We start from the raw sequence: 15,377 nt of genomic DNA, 5'->3' as shown, positions 1-15,377 counted from the left end.
TGTTTAAGCGTTTTTATCTAAATAACTACTTAAGTTATCTAATGCACCATCCCAGAATTTCTCGTAAAATTTTAACCATTGATTTACTTCTTTAAGAGGGTTCGTATTTGCATAACAAAAACGCTCTCTACCTTTTGTTTTTATTCTAATCAAGTTAGCATCTTCTAAAGTTTTTAAATGCTTGGTAACTCCCTGGCGACTAATATTGAATTGCCCTGATATTTGAGTAATAGGCAGGGCAGTAGCAGCTACTACCAGAGCATGAAAAATTTCACGTCTGGTAGGATCAGCTATAGCTTTTAATATCTTAGTGATTTTATCTTGCATGGACATCTTGTTTTAAATATTTTGATAGGCCAGAAATACAGTTATCCCAACCTCCATTAAAACTAGTAAACATTGTAACGGCATTTTCTCCCAAGTAATTTGAAATTCCAGAATGCTCAAGCAATAACTTTGTACCTTCTTCGGTTTTCTCGAGTTCCCATTTTACAGTAGTTTCAATATTGGTTTCAGCCACAATCCAGGTATAAATAAGAGTATAGGGGTTAGCTTTCTTTACTTCTCCGGTAATTTGGGAACAGTTTTGCTCCTCGGGAGCTGTAAAAGTGTATTTATAACCTGGTTCTGCTTTAAAATCGGCTTCAATAAACCAGTTAGAAATTTGTTCTTGTTTGGTAATAGCATTCCAAACATTATCTATAGAATGATTAAGTATATGTTCTTTACGAATTACATCTTTCATCTTAATTATTTTTATTGATTAAACAATGTATAGCAAAATGATATCAATGCGCAACTATATAGTTGCAAATATAAAGATATTTTTTAAATACGCAACTTTTTGGTTGCGCAAATGGTCTGTTTTCATTCCATATTTATTTCAAAACTATTGGTAATTTATTAAAAATGGAATATTTTGTAGCTATGGAAAGTATAATGAATTATTTCGAAACGATACCTTCGTCACATCGCAGTTTAATATTGGTAGGAGGAATTACATTTTTCTGGTTAGTTGAATATGCCGTGCCATTATTTAAATTTAGGTATAAGAAGTTTAAGCATGCCTGGCCTAATATTTTCTTTACGTTAACCACCATCGTTATAAATTTTGTTTTAGCTTTTATTCTATTAAAAACCAGTGATTGGACAGTTGCAAATAAATTTGGAGTGATTCAATGGTTAGGTTTACCTCTTTGGGCTTCTGTATTACTGGGTGTAGCTTTATTGGATCTTATAGGTGCATGGTTAGCTCATTATGTAGAACATATGGTAAAACCATTATGGATGTTCCATTTGGTTCATCATACAGATCATCATGTAGATACCACAACAGCAAATAGACATCATCCAGGAGAAAGTATTATTCGTTTTGTATTCACTACGCTTGCTGTACTTATAGTGGGAGCTCCTGTAGGGATAATCATGTTATATCAATCTCTATCAGTTGTATTATCTCAATTTAATCATGCCAATATATCGTTACCTAAAAAAGTTGATGATATCATAAGCTGGGTTATCGTTTCTCCTGATATGCATAAAGTACACCATCATTACGTACTTCCATATACAGATACAAACTATGGGAATATTTTTTCTATTTGGGATAGAATTTTTGGAACATTTGCCAAAATAAGAAAAGATGATTTGATTTATGGAGTAGATACTTATCCTGATGTAGACGCTAATTCAAATATAGGAAAACTCTTAAAACTCCCCTTTTTGGGATATAGACCACCTACAGTGAAAAAAGTTAAAAAAAGCAATTCTTAATTTGGTTTTCAATTTACTATTTATGAAAGAGTTATGCGTGATATTCTTTTTTTTAATTTCAACCACCATACTTTGGTCTCAGGGTAAATTTTCGGCATACGATATTAAACCAGACAAAGAGTTTGAAAATGTATTGGTTAAAAAAATATTTACTGATCCTCATACTTCTACCTTTGTCATATGGATTAAAAACGAAGTAAAACCACATCAACATTTGAAACATACCGAACAAGTTTTTATACTTGAAGGGAAGGCTAATGTCTGGTTAAATAAGGAAGAAATTGTTGTGCAGGCTGGAGATTGGATAACTATACCAGAAAAGACAATTCATGCGGTTAAGGTGATTTCTGAAACCCCTTTGAAAGTTATTTCAATTCAAACTCCAGAATTCAAGGGAAAAGACAGGGTCTTTATAGAGTAAATAGAGACATCATATCATAATAACCTTAAGTAAAATATTCCTGATCATATTTTTCTTCTAAAACACAAACTTTTCATAAAATAGATAGTTTCAACGTTATTTAGAGGTATTTTGAATACTTAAATACTGTAAAAGTGATGATTATGAAACGATCTATGCGATTTTTGATATTTTCAATTTTAGTTTTGGGAATGGACCTATGTTCTGCTCAGTATAAACAAAAAGATTGGGAAGAGAGAGATACGTGGATGAACGTACCAGAATTATTAAAATTAACAGGAGTAACAACAGGAAGTGTCGTAGCAGATATTGGTTCTCATGAAGGATATCTTACCATTCACTTGTCTAAACAAGTTAATAAAGCGGGTAAAGTTTATGCTGTAGATGTCAGAAAAGATCGATTAGAACAATTGGACAAACATCTGGAGGAAAGAAAAATTACTAATGTAAAAACAATATTGGGTGATTATGATAATCCAAAATTACCTAAACAATCATTGGATGTAGTTATTGTTATGGATACCTATCATGAAATCGATGATTATATGAAGGTGCTAGATCATATTAAAACATCACTTAAACCAGATGGACGTATTATGATTTTGGAAAAATTTAAAAGCCATGTTCGTAATAAATCCAGAGAAGAACAAACGGATGAACATACAATATCTTTAAGATTTGTAAAATCTGAATTAGAAAAGGCTGGTTTTTCAATTTCTAAAGAAATTAAAGATTTTGGGAATTGGAAAAATGAATCGAATAAAAAAATGTGGATACTAGTCGGGATAGTGCGTTAAATGAAGATTATGAGATTTCAATTTTATATCCGACCCCATGAACATTGATTATTTTTACAGACGGATCTGTATTTAGTTTTTTTCTTAGTTTAGAAATAAACATATCCAGACTACGGCCAACAACTATCCCATGATCTTCCCAGACTTCTTTAATCAATCGTTCTCTTTTAATAAGTTGATTAGGATTTTGGCTAAAGATCTTTAAAATTTCAGACTCTTTAGAAGTTAAGTTTATTTGGCTTTTTTCTATTTTTAATAACTGTAGTTCATAATAGAATTTAAATTTCCCTAATTCTATGCCGGTTGTAGCATTTATGGAATTATTCTTCTTTTTTCTAAAAAATATAAATCCTGTTGAAAGTGATACCAAAAGAAGTACTAAAGCAGAAATTGGATATATTTTAGAACCAGATGCGGATTCTTTTATTAAAAAAAGGACCCGTATTTTATAACAACTAGAAGGTAGTGTTCTTCCAGAACATGGAATAATATCATTTTCCTTTGGCCCCATAATTTGATAGCTATAAGCAACCTCTTTGATACTACAATCAATTACCTCAATTATATAATCTTCTGGTAAGTTAGAAGCACTAAAAGTGGATTTGATAGAATGAACTAAAACATCAGGTTCGATATATAATTCGTTTTGAAAAGAAACAATATATTCATAATCCTTAACCTCTTTTACAGGTAATATAAGAGAAGTAGAATCATTCTCAGCAAGTAATAATGTATTACCAATATCTCGCAAAGCAATTTTGACTCTTTCAGAAAAATAAGAAGGGTTTTCTTTTTGATAAAAACCAGATAAAATTAACGATCCAAAAATTATGAATAATAACCCAAATAATTTTCTATGATTTTGTTTGATATTATAGCTAAAAAACTTCAATTAGTATCAATTTTACATTTAAGTTACACTTTTTTACAATCCTTTTAAAAGCTTAAGGTAGCTCCAATTCTATATTTAACTTTCATTAATAACTTCAAACAAAATAACATAAAAATGAAAGTAACCCATAAAAAATACATAAAGAATTTTATAGCACTACTTATGATAAGTTTATTAGTCATAGTAACATCATGTGGCAATAATACAGATGATAATAAAAGAATGATTACAACATCTTCTGGTTTACAATATAAAATTCTAAAAGAAGGTAGTGGAGGAGTCGTACAAAAAGGACAGGAAATACATATTCATGAAACTACAAAATATATAAATGGTTCTTTGGTTTTTTCTTCTAGAAATTTGCCAAACCCAATTAAAATTTTGGTAGGAGGTAATCAGGTTATTAAGGGGCTTGATGAAGGAGTATTGGGGATGAAAGTAGGAGAGGTTAGAAAATTAATTGTTCCACCAGAACTCAGTAAGAGAATGGGGAATATAACTTTTCCTCATCCGGATTCAACATTAGTATATGAGGTAGAATTAATAGATATCGTACAAAAAAATAAGTTTGTCGCAGAAAACAAAGTTTTTATTGATACAGTTGCCAGTACAATTAATTGGAGAGGCTTTTATGCTTTGAAAACAGGAGATCATTTTGGTACAATAAAATTGAAAGAAGGAGAATTTTACACAGAAAATAACAGAATCATTGGAGGAGAATTTTACATTGATATGAATTCAATTGTGAATACTGATGGTAAGTACAACGAGATGTTGGTGGATCACTTAAAAAATTCTGATTTTTTTGAAGTACATGTTTATCCAATATCAAAATTAAAAATCATTGGTATTGAATATATTACTAGTTCAAAAGTTAACATTACAGCGAACTTAACCATAAAAGGTATTAAGCAACCAGTTAATTTTATTGCAGAAATTGAAAATAAGAATAATCAAACTATATTGAAATCTAAATTTAGTATAAATCGTACCAGATGGGATATAAACCATGCATCAGGAAGGTTTCATATTCACCTCACTGATCAAATGATATCAGATGATATAGAATTCGATGTGGTTTTATATTCAGAAACAGGTAAGTCATCCTGTTAAAACTGGCTCTAATTTTTTTATTTCAGTTTCTGTGAAGATTCGGGATTTTGTTACGAATCTTATTCCCATAGGAATTTCAAGAGAAAAGCTAGCTCCTCTGCCAGGTATAACATCTATTGTAAGTTGCGTATGTTTCCAGTATTCAAATTGATCGCTAGACATATAAAAATCACACCCATGAATTACTCCAAGTAATACATCGGTTTCATTAATCATTAATTCGCCCTTAGGGAAAAACATAGGAGATGATCCATCACAGCATCCTCCGCTCTGATGGAACATTAACTCTCCATGTTCTGTACTAAGGGTGTCGATTACAGCTTTTGCTGCATCGGTAATCTTAACACGTAAAATCATATTATCTAATTTTAGAAAAAGCCCATCGCTTTTTTATCATAAGAGATCAACATATTTTTGGTTTGACGATAATGATTAAGCATCATTTTATGGTTTTCTCGTCCAATACCAGATTTCTTATATCCTCCAAAAGGAGCATGTGCAGGATATGTATGGTAGCAATTCACCCAAACACGTCCGGCTTTTACAGCTCTAGAAATTTGATAAGCCTGATGTGTATCTCTTGTCCAAACTCCAGCACCTAATCCATAGAGTGTATCATTTGCAATTTCAATTGCTTCTGCTTCATTTTTGAACGTAGTTACACATGCTACAGGACCAAAAATCTCTTCCTGGAATACACGCATTTTATTATTACCTTTTAGTAATGTAGGTTTTACATAATATCCATGTTCCAGCCCTTCAATATAAGCAGATTCTCCACCCGTCAATACTTCACAACCTTCGTCTTTTCCAATATTTATATAATTAAGGACTTTTTCAAATTGATCATTAGACGCTTGTGCCCCCATCATAGTTTGAGGATCTAGTGGATGTCCTAGTTTAATAGCTTCTGTACGTTCTATTACTCGTTCTATAAACTTGTCATATATATTTTCCTGTATTAGAATTCTGGATGGACATGTGCATACCTCTCCTTGATTAAGGGCAAACATAACCGCACCTTCAATCGCCTTATCAAAGAAATCATCATCAGCATCCATAATACTTTCAAAAAAGATATTTGGTGATTTTCCTCCAAGTTCTAAAGTAACAGGAGTAATGTTTTTAGAAGCATACTGCATTATTAGTTGTCCAGTTGTGGTTTCACCCGTAAATGCTACTTTATTTATACGAGGGCTTGACGCTAAAGGTTTACCAGCTTCAGCTCCAAATCCATTAACTACATTAAGTACGCCATCAGGCAACACACCTTCAATTAGTTCCATTAAAAGCATAATACCAACCGGAGTTTGCTCTGCAGGTTTAAGAACAATACAATTCCCTGCTGCCAAAGCAGGGGCAACTTTCCATGTTGCCATTAATATTGGAAAATTCCACGGTATTATCTGACCAACAACTCCCAGAGGTTCCTGAACATTTAGACTTACTGTACTTGAATCTAATTCACTTACAGAACCTTCTTCTGCACGAATTACACCAGCAAAATACCTAAAATGATCTATTGCCAAAGGTAAATCAGCTGCCAATGTTTCTCGTATTGCTTTTCCATTATCCCAGGTTTCTGCACGAGCTAATACTTCAAGATTTTCTTCTAATATTGACGCAATTTTTAATAAACAATTACTACGATAGGTTACTGAAGAGTTATTCCATTCTGGAGCTGCAGACCATGCAGCATCAATTGCCAGTTCAATATCTTCACTGGTAGAACGAGCTATTTTTGTAAAACTAGTTCCATCAACGGGAGAGATGTTGTCAAAATATTGCCCTTTTACGGGTGCTACCCATTTTCCGCCAATATAATTTTCATATTGACTTTTAAAGTTGGGTTTTTCCATTTTACTTTTAGGAGATGCTTGTGAGATACTCATAATTTAAGAATTAAGGTTTTTAAGTAATAAAAATGTGTGTATTTTGTCTAAAGGTGTAACTTGTTGACAAGAAGAGGTCTATCCTTAAATATACGGTATTTTTATTAATCTGCTTAACGAGTTGTCGTTAATATTTTGTTGTATATTTTTAAAAGAATTACTAAGTAACAGAACGTAAAACTTACAGGTGTTTTATTGCCTTTAGTTGATACATTATTACACTACTCTTTTATAATAATTTTATACAATTACCTTATTTTTATATTCAAGCTAAAGCATATATGATAATGATAGACATTGATTTGAAAGGAAAAACTATTCTAGTTACCGGAGCTTCTAATGGAATAGGAAAAGAAGGAGCTGAGTTTTTAATGAAAATGGGAGCAAGAGTGGCTGTACATTTCAATACGAATAAAAAAGCTGCCGAAACGCTGGTTAGCTTATATCCTCATACAGGATCAAAAACTTTTGGAGCTGATATTTCTATAGAAGAAGATATCTATAAACTTTTTGATGATGTTTGCCATGAATTTGGAAAAATTGATGTTATTATACTAAATGCGGCAGTGTTTCTACCTCATTCTATTCAAAAGAATGCTAAGGATTGGTTTTCGGTCTGGAAAAAAACTATGGATGTTAATCTAAACTCTGTAGGGCTGCTTACTAAATTAGGCATAGATCACTTCATTAAAAATGGAGAAGGAAGATTTATATATATAGCAAGTAGAGCAGTATTTAGAGGAGAAACAGAAGAATACTTAGCATATGCAGCCTCCAAAGGAGGAATGGTTTCCTTAGCCAGAAGTATTGCTCGATCTTTTGGGAAACAAAACATTAAATCCTTTATTATTGCTCCCGGATTTACACGTACACAAATGGCTGAAAACTTTATTGCAAATCATGGTGAACAAAAGGTTCTGAATGAAATTGCACTTAATGAACTTACAAAACCAAAAGATCTAACCCCATTGATTGGATTGATGTGTTCGGGGTTAATGGATCATGCCACAGGTGCAACCATTGATATGAATGCAGGAAGCCATATTAGATAGGTCCAGTTGTTTTAATAAAGAAAAAGAATATAAATACATCCTAAAATGCTGGTTTTAAGAGTGATTACTCCTTTGATATCGGTGTTTCTATTGAATTGTTATTGAATTTATAGTATCTTTAGATTACCAATTTATTACGCATTTTATTAAATCAATAATTAACTCAATTTAAATCACTCTTAAAACCGATGAAAAACACATTCTTATTAGTGCTTTTGGTGTCATGCACCATGAGCATCTCTCTTGTTGCACAAAAAAGTAACAAAGAACTCGCCAACGAATACCTTACTATTAAGGGGGAAGTAATTTTTAGCTTTGAAGTAAAAAACAAAGCAGAATTAAGCACAATTACCAAAGAACTATCTATTGTACATTATGATGATGCTAACAATATTGTAAAAGTAATGGCCAATAAAAATCAGTTTTCTTCATTTTTAAAGAAAGAAATAAATTTTACCCTTACTACAGAAGATAATATTGTTGGAGAAAGATTAATGACTTCTGATCTTGCAGTGAAAGCAACTAGTTATCCGCTTACAGCATATCCAACATATGCTGATTATGTAACTATGATGAATGAGTTTGCAACCGATAATCCTTCTATGTGTAAAGTAGAAAATATTGGAGCCACAACAGAAGGAGATAAATCCATATTATTTGTAAAATTATCTGATAATGTTGATCTTAATGAACAAGAACCAAGGGTAATGTATACATCCTCTATGCATGGAGATGAAATTGCTGGATATCCAATGATGCTAAATCTAATTGATTATTTACTTGATGCATACAAGGATACAAGTCATCCAAAACATGCAGAAATTAAAGATCTTCTTGATAATAACGAAGTTTGGATTAATCCATTAGCAAATCCAGATGGGACCTATAGAAATAGTCCAAATAACACATCTGTAGCAAATGCAACTAGAGGAAATGCAAATAATGTGGATCTAAATAGAAATTATCCTGATCCAGATGATGGAGTGAATCCGGATGGTAATGTACATCAAATAGAAACACTTGCTTTCATGAATTTTGCCGCATCCAAACATTTTGTATTATCTGCTAATTTTCATGGGGGAATAGAATTGATTAATTATCCTTGGGATACGTATGCAGGAGCTCACCCTGATCAGGATTATTTTATTCATGTTTCTGAAGAATATAGAGATTTATGTCAAGCTAATAGCCCTGCTGGATATTTTGATGCTTTGAATAACGGAATTACCAATGGTTTTGCCTGGTATGAAGTACAAGGAGGAAGACAAGATTATCAGATTTATAATCATAAAGGAAGAGAAGTAACCGTTGAGTTATCAGATAATAAAACCCCGGCTGCTAGTCAGTTGGTAAATTTTTGGAATTATAATCGAGATGCTCTTATTGCATTTTTAAAACAGGTAAATTATGGGATACACGGCGTGGTTACTGATGCCGTTACTAACCAGCCTATCGAAGCAAAAGTAACTGTAATAGGACGTGAGAGTTATGAATCATGGGTACCTACAGAACTGCCAGAAGGAGATTATTATAGACCAATAAAAGCGGGGACATATGATATTTTATATGAAGCAGAATGCTATGAATCGGTTACATTAACTGGTGTTACCGTAGCAGATTATGCTACAGTCATTAAAGATGTTCAATTAACACCAATTGGGGGAGTGGCACCTACTGGATTAGTTGCTTCAAATATTCAAACCACAACAGCTACGCTAAGTTGGAGTGCTAATTCTGGAGCTACTTTTGATGTGAGATATCGTGAGACCGGAACTACAAACTGGACAACTTTATCATCTGATACGAATACAATTAATATTACAGGATTAACACTTTCTACTGCTTATGAAGCGCAAGTAAGAAGTAACTGTGCAGGCGGAGCCAGTTCTCCGTACGGAACATTAATTAATTTTACAACTACAGACGCACAACCTTGTACAGGAATAAGTAATTTTCCTTATAATGAGAGTTTTGAAACTGGTATAGGAGTATGGATCAATGAAACTGGAGATGGTATTGATTGGACCCGTGATTCTGGAGGTACACCTTCATCTTCAACAGGTCCTTCTGCAGCACAAGATGGTTCTTTTTATCTGTATACAGAGGCTTCTGGTAATTCTAATAATAAGATAGCACTTCTTACAAGTCCTTGTATTGATTTGACTTCACTTTCGGGTGTTTCTTTAGAATTTGGATATCATATGTATGGATCTAATATGGGAAGCATGGAGGTTTTAGCAAGTACAGATGATGGTGTTAATTATACTTCAATCTGGACAAAAAGTGGAGATGCGGGAAATACCTGGAATCAAGCATCAGTTGATTTGTCTGTTTATGCCGGATCGGTTATCAAATTACAATTTAAAGGAACTACAGGATCAAGTTTCAGAAGTGATATGGCTATAGATAACCTTGTGATACGATCTTCTGCACCAGATACTGAGTCACCTTCAACACCAACATCACTTACTGCAGGAGCAATTACAGGAACTACTGTAAGCCTTTCCTGGAATGCATCTACAGATAATATTGGAGTTTCCGGATATGAAATATATCAAGGAACAACACTCATTACTACGGTTACAGGAACCAGTCATGTGGTATCAGGTTTATCACCAAACACTGCATATACTTTTTCAGTTAAAGCCAGAGACGCTGCAGGAAATACTTCTTCATCAAGTGATATTATTAACGTGACCACAGTAGAAACCACAATTACGTATTGTACTTCTACAGGAACTAATGTCAGCTTTGAATATATTGACTATGTTGAAATAGGAGGTATTGCAAATTCAACTGTGGCCAATGGAGGTTATGGAGATTTTACAAGCTTGGTAGGATCAATTGGTTATGGAGCCAATACCATTATATTAAGTGCAGGATTTGCTAATACAGCATATCGAGAACATTTTAGTGTTTGGATAGACTATAATCAAGATGGTGTTTTTGATACTACAGAACAGATAGTCTCGAATTCATCAAATAGTAGTGCTAATCAATCCTTTAATTTTGATGTTCCTAATACTGCTTCTTCGGGTAATACCAGAATGAGAGTATCTATGAAATATAGTACAGCTTCAGGAGCTTGTGATACATTTACCTATGGAGAAGTAGAAGACTATACAATAAATATTGGTACGTCAACCCTTTCTAAAGAGAATAACCTTACTCAATTAGGAATGAATGATATGTTTTTGTATCCAAATCCGATAGAGCAAGGTGTACTATTTATAAAAGGTATAGATCAGAAAGATGTAGCGTTTAGAATTGTAAATTATATTGGTCAAACTGTGATGAGGGATAAGTTATCAGAAGACAGTATTAATGTGACAAATTTACCTGAAGGAATGTATATCTTAGAAGTAAATACAGGTCAAAAGACTATTGCAAAAAGATTTATCATTCATAAATAATTTTAAATATATATACATAATATCAAAAGCTTCCGAAAGCATATGTTTCGGAAGCTTTTTAATTTTCTTAGTATCACTATTTATATTTTTTTTAGCTCTATACTTCTAATAGTATAACTCACGATTAATAGAAAAGCTGAGACTATGGTTATTGCCATAAGATATGCATGGTGATGATGTAATCCTCCATAGTAATCTGTAAATGGTATAGCATTAATGTTGGTATAAGTAAGCATAAAAAATATGATTTCGAATAATTTTTTTCCATTACTTAAAATTCCTAATACAACTGCAAGAGAAACAATAAATACACCTCCTAATAAAATCGTTGTAATATGAGCAAAATCAAGCAGTATCAAATACCTTACCAGCAATGGCGTGGCTAATAAAAGCGCTAATAAAATCCCTGATATCACTTGAGATAGAAGAAGTCTTCTAAGTGGTCGGTACGAAGCAAAAGTAAAGAAGTGTGTATTAAAGTTTTTTTCTTTGGTTACTAAAGAAGACCATCTGCTTACCTGAAGAAACCAAAGTATAGGTAATATGATTTGATGTGCGACAGATAGAGGAGCAAAACAAAGCGATAACACTCCTATGATGTTAAGTACCCATAACCATTTATGTCCGCTTCTTACAAGCAATACAAATTCGGTTTTTATTAATGGTAAAACCATGAAAGACTTTTCAATTTTTGGTAGTTTCGAAATATTAATATCACTTTTAATCACAGTTTTTAATACATTTTCTATCTTTTTGGGTTGAAAACGTTCTTTAATTTTGAATCTATGAAAAAATATAGAAGCAAAACCTAATAAAAACAGACCTAATCCCATCCATGCCAATCGGCTTAGAAGAAATGATCCGGGAAAATGAATTCCTTCAAAAGGAAAGTATTTGGTTTTTGAAATATTTCCCAAAGCATATCCAATAGATAACCCTGATGTATTCTCTATATTTGAAATTTCCCGCACTGATTCTTCCATTTGGTCCAGAATAATTCTGGTGCCAAAGATATCCCATCCAAATTCTTTGGTTCCGAAATTGTCATTAACCAGTATTAGTGAAAAAAGAAAGAAAAATAGTATATTTTGTAGTACGGGAATACGTCCTAAAAAAACTTCAAAGAAAACTGCTAGTACAGAAATAAAGAGTAACGAAGGTAGTACTATAACGGCGTAAGGAATAATAAACTGGAGTATTTTAAAAGGGTAACCAGTACTGTATATAAAAAAAAGTAAAATACTCATTATAAATATAATGAACGCGATTGTAGACAGGATTAAAAAGTTTCCAATGGCTTTAGATAATAGGTATTGAAAATTAGAAATCTTAGTAGTTGCTATAATTTGTCCTATTTTACTGGATATATCTTTTTTAATTCCACTATTAACCAAATAAAATCCTACTAGAGAAAGAAAGATGCTTGTCATTATAGCGGTTACATAGCCGATCCATTCTGAGTTATAGTAACCTTGATAATCACCAATACGTATGGTAGAATACGTAGCATCAGGAGGTGGAATAAAAGTATACGCTATGGCTAAACTAATACATAATGTAATTAGGAATGGATAACTACGCGTTCGTTGCAGATAGTCAGATTTTAGTAAGATTATAAACTTTTTCATGTCTTTATTATCTTTTAGTTAGGTATAGATACGCATCTTCAAGGGTTGCTTGACATAGTTTGCTATCTTTTGGGTTTTCCTCGGAAATATAACGCACGATAATATTTTCCTTTTTGCGAATTGTATTTAAGATTACATGGTTAGCACTAAAACCAGATATTGCTTCTTTGGTAATAGTAGTTTCATATACTTTGTCTTTAATCGAATCAACAATTGTATTTTGGGATGCTTTGGTAAGTAGTTGCCCATCTTTCATTATTGCAACTTCGTCTGCAATGGTATCAATATCAGAAACAATATGAGAGGACAGAATAACGATACAGTCATTTGCTAATTCTGAGATTAGATTTCTAAAACGTACACGTTCTTCTGGATCCAAACCAACAGTAGGCTCATCAAATAATACTATTTTAGGATGATTGAGCAATGCTTGTGCAATTCCGATACGTTGTTTCATACCTCCAGAATAATTTCCTATAGGTTTTTTTGCAACTTCTGTTAAATTTAATCCCTCTAATAAAAGAGCAATCCTTTGTTTTAATTGTGTACCTCCAATACCTTTTAATGCGGCCATATACTCAAGAAATTCATAAGCATTCAAGTTTGGATATACTCCAAAATCCTGCGGAAGATACCCTAATTGTTTATGCATATAGTTTGGATCTTTAATAATATTGTTTTTGTTTAAATGTATAGCCCCGTTAGTAGGTTTACTTATGGTCGCAATCATTTTTAGTAACGTGGATTTTCCTGCTCCATTAGGACCTAATAGTCCTAGAATTCCTTTTTCAATACTAAGGCTGTAATCTTTTAATCCGTATTTTTTTCCGCTGTATTTTTTGGATACGTTTTGTATATCTAATTTCATCTTTGCTATTTTTAAGGTTAATGTGTAGATGTACTATTTGGTTACTCTTTTTAATTCTGCTTTAAAACTATCTTGTCTAAAGGTGATGATGCTTTTATCTGTTGGTTTTCTTTGTAATCTCACACCGACTTTGACATCATATAGTGTATTAATATCTTCATAGGCCAGAAGGACTTTTTGGCCTTGAATGAGCATGTACATTTCATTATTTTCTGCAACGATCTCCAATTTTGCATTGGCTTCAACCAGATTATATTCTCCCACAAAATCTTTAAAATCAGCAACTATATTTTGATTTAATGATGTAGTTACTTTTTTACTATTAGAATAATCTAACATATCCTTTTGTATGGATGCTTTGAAGGGAATACTACGATTGTTACTAAATAATAGGACCAAGTTTTTGGTTGTTGGATCATATGTGTTTCTAAAAGCGTATCCAATGTTATTTCCTCCATGACCATAATGTATTGTGTTATCATGAGTATAGGACATTAGCCCTAGTCCATATTTTTCTTCTGCAGAAGGAAGCATTTTATTTACGGTTTCTTTTTTTAGAAGGATTTCAGTTTCAAATAGACCAGTATAGAATTTTTCCATGTCAAAAAGGGTAGAAGCAATACTTCCGGCAGAGAATGCATAATCAGCAAAAAAACGATAATCCAAAAGCTCATATACGTCCTTGTTTTTATCGTATGGTCGAGCTAGATTTTTAATTGTTTTAGAGACATAAGGATAAGAATCATCCATTTGTAATGGAATAAAAATTCGCTCCCTTAATAAATCAAAGTAGTCCTTATCTGTTACTTTTTCTATAATTTTTCCAAGGAGAATATAGTTAGAGTTACAATATGAATAATGACCAACCATTGACGGATCACTTTTTGGAAATTTATTTAATACATTTTTACGATAAACAGAGTCCTTGGTAGCATAAAAATACACTCGAGTATCTCTACCAACAATTTCACCAAGACCACTTTGGTGTTTCAATAATGATTCAATGGTAAGCGAACCATCAACATTTTTAATAGGAGAGAGATAAGCACCAATACTGTCTGTAAGTTGTAATGTTCCTTTTTCCTCCTCTTGTAGCATTAGTATTGCGGTAAACGTTTTTGTAGCACTCCCCACATTAAAAACGGTATTACCATTTAGATCAAAATTTCCTAGACTTGTCGTTTCTGTATTGTTATTTTTTTTAATCAGAATTCCCACCCCTTTGTTTTCTTGTTTAAGTTTTGTGGTATATTTATTTGTAATAGATGATAAGGTTTGTTCTTGAGCGGATATAGCATTGAATATGGCTAAACAAGCAAGGATAACATATAATATTAAATTTTGGATGGTTTTCATAATGATTGATTTTTGAATTAATACATTTCAAAAGTCATGTTAAAACCATACATAAAAAATAAAGAGTGACCAATGGATTGATTTTGATGATTAATAGGAGTAAAATCTCGATAGTGACCTTAATCAGCAAATTAGATATGTTCACAAGGAAAAGACTTCCTTTCATCATTAA

The 15,377-nt window shown here is 32.3% G+C and carries 14 protein-coding genes; 6 read left to right on the top strand and 8 right to left on the bottom strand.

Annotated features, from left to right (window positions below; genetic code table 11):
• Window positions 1-3: 3 nt before the first annotated feature.
• A complete protein-coding gene (locus FOF46_RS00155; RefSeq protein WP_109437441.1) occupies window positions 4-327 on the bottom strand; it encodes an ArsR/SmtB family transcription factor in 324 nt (107 codons plus the stop codon).
• A complete protein-coding gene (locus FOF46_RS00150) occupies window positions 317-745 on the bottom strand; it encodes an SRPBCC family protein (RefSeq protein ID WP_143915054.1) in 429 nt (142 codons plus the stop codon). Before FOF46_RS00150 ends, FOF46_RS00155 begins: the two co-directional genes overlap by 11 nt.
• 182 nt (window positions 746-927) lie before the next feature.
• Between FOF46_RS00150 and FOF46_RS00145 the strand changes: the two genes are divergently transcribed.
• From FOF46_RS00145 to FOF46_RS00135, 3 genes are all read left to right on the top strand, one after another.
• Window positions 928-1,773 (top strand): sterol desaturase family protein, encoded by an 846-nt coding sequence (locus tag FOF46_RS00145; RefSeq protein WP_143915129.1) that lies wholly within the window; start codon window positions 928-930, stop codon window positions 1,771-1,773.
• Window positions 1,774-1,795: 22 nt separating this feature from the next.
• Window positions 1,796-2,194, top strand: coding sequence for a cupin domain-containing protein (locus tag FOF46_RS00140; RefSeq protein ID WP_109437439.1), 399 nt, complete (start codon window positions 1,796-1,798; stop codon window positions 2,192-2,194).
• A gap of 143 nt (window positions 2,195-2,337) precedes the next feature.
• The gene (locus FOF46_RS00135) at window positions 2,338-2,991 is read left to right on the top strand and encodes a class I SAM-dependent methyltransferase (protein ID WP_235010991.1); all 654 of its coding nucleotides are present in this window, start codon (window positions 2,338-2,340) and stop codon (window positions 2,989-2,991) included.
• Window positions 2,992-2,998: 7 nt separating this feature from the next.
• Here the strand turns inward: FOF46_RS00135 and FOF46_RS00130 are convergent, their stop codons facing one another.
• Window positions 2,999-3,883, bottom strand: coding sequence for a winged helix-turn-helix domain-containing protein (locus FOF46_RS00130; protein ID WP_109437438.1), 885 nt, complete (start codon window positions 3,881-3,883; stop codon window positions 2,999-3,001).
• 114 nt (window positions 3,884-3,997) lie between these two features.
• Here FOF46_RS00130 and FOF46_RS00125 point away from each other — a divergent pair, with 114 nt between their 5' ends.
• Window positions 3,998-4,996: a YceI family protein gene (locus tag FOF46_RS00125; protein WP_143915053.1), complete on the top strand. Its 999-nt coding sequence runs from the start codon at window positions 3,998-4,000 to the stop codon at window positions 4,994-4,996.
• On the opposite strand, the gene FOF46_RS00120 is transcribed toward FOF46_RS00125, so the two are convergent.
• Window positions 4,985-5,353: a DUF779 domain-containing protein gene (locus FOF46_RS00120; protein WP_143915052.1), complete on the bottom strand. Its 369-nt coding sequence runs from the start codon at window positions 5,351-5,353 to the stop codon at window positions 4,985-4,987. The genes FOF46_RS00125 and FOF46_RS00120 overlap by 12 nt on opposite strands.
• Window positions 5,354-5,364: 11 nt before the next feature.
• Complete coding sequence (locus FOF46_RS00115) at window positions 5,365-6,888, bottom strand: aldehyde dehydrogenase family protein (protein ID WP_143915051.1); 1,524 nt, start codon at window positions 6,886-6,888, stop codon at window positions 5,365-5,367.
• A 287-nt stretch (window positions 6,889-7,175) separates the two neighbouring features.
• Between FOF46_RS00115 and FOF46_RS00110 the strand changes: the two genes are divergently transcribed.
• Window positions 7,176-7,940, top strand: coding sequence for an SDR family NAD(P)-dependent oxidoreductase (locus FOF46_RS00110; RefSeq protein WP_235010990.1), 765 nt, complete (start codon window positions 7,176-7,178; stop codon window positions 7,938-7,940).
• A gap of 188 nt (window positions 7,941-8,128) precedes the next feature.
• The gene (locus FOF46_RS00105) at window positions 8,129-11,353 is read left to right on the top strand and encodes a M14 family zinc carboxypeptidase (RefSeq protein WP_143915050.1); all 3,225 of its coding nucleotides are present in this window, start codon (window positions 8,129-8,131) and stop codon (window positions 11,351-11,353) included.
• Window positions 11,354-11,433: 80 nt separating this feature from the next.
• On the opposite strand, the gene FOF46_RS00100 is transcribed toward FOF46_RS00105, so the two are convergent.
• The 3 genes from FOF46_RS00100 to FOF46_RS00090 are packed head-to-tail and all read right to left on the bottom strand — an operon-like array spanning window position 11,434 to window position 15,205.
• Entirely contained in the window at window positions 11,434-12,981 is a 1,548-nt protein-coding gene (locus FOF46_RS00100; protein ID WP_143915049.1) for an ABC transporter permease, read from the bottom strand.
• 7 nt (window positions 12,982-12,988) lie between these two features.
• Window positions 12,989-13,849 carry an ABC transporter ATP-binding protein gene (locus FOF46_RS00095; protein ID WP_143915048.1) on the bottom strand — a complete coding sequence of 287 codons (861 nt, stop codon included), beginning with the start codon at window positions 13,847-13,849 and terminating at the stop codon, window positions 12,989-12,991.
• Window positions 13,850-13,882: 33 nt separating this feature from the next.
• Window positions 13,883-15,205, bottom strand: coding sequence for a serine hydrolase domain-containing protein (locus tag FOF46_RS00090; protein WP_143915047.1), 1,323 nt, complete (start codon window positions 15,203-15,205; stop codon window positions 13,883-13,885).
• Window positions 15,206-15,377 lie beyond the last annotated feature (172 nt).

This window comes from Aquimarina algiphila (assembly GCF_007489275.1).
Lineage (GTDB): Bacteria > Bacteroidota > Bacteroidia > Flavobacteriales > Flavobacteriaceae > Aquimarina > Aquimarina algiphila.
Note: the sequence above shows the minus strand (reverse complement) of the source record. Positions and strands in the feature narration are given on the sequence as shown.